Source organism: Microtetraspora sp. AC03309 (genome assembly GCF_020826795.1).
Lineage (GTDB): Bacteria > Actinomycetota > Actinomycetes > Streptosporangiales > Streptosporangiaceae > Microtetraspora > Microtetraspora glauca.
Genome location: NZ_JADDIL010000672.1, coordinates 1 through 370, shown reverse-complemented (window position 1 = coordinate 370; position 370 = coordinate 1). Strand labels below are relative to the sequence as shown.

Here is a 370-nt window from a genome sequence, read left to right as displayed (position 1 = left end):
CGAATCGGAGCCCCGGTCGTAGGTGATGGCGGCGCGGTCACCGGTCTTGACCATGACGTAATAGCCCAGCATGTAGGTCTCGACGGGCAGCGGAATCGAGAACATGGTGGCATACACGGGGTTTTCCGGATCGGCGCGGCCGTCGAGGTTGATCAGCCCGAGTAGCGACTGCTTTGTCCCTGCGGGATCGGTGTCCTTGAGTCGGTGCGACACCATCACGTCACCGTTGTTGCCGTATCCACGGCCCACAGCGTCGTTGAGATCCGGCAGCGCTCCGGTCTCCCGGGCGCGCAGTAGGATCTGGTTGGTGCCCAGCACGCCGGCACTCAAAAACAGCTGCCGGCAACCGATTTCCTCACAGCCCAGCTCG

General features: G+C 63.2%; 1 protein-coding gene. It reads right to left on the bottom strand.

Translation table 11 applies throughout. From position 1 onward, the window contains the following. Positions 1–370: hypothetical protein (locus IMZ11_RS44875; RefSeq protein ID WP_255708267.1), on the bottom strand; the 370-nt coding region annotated here is incomplete at both ends.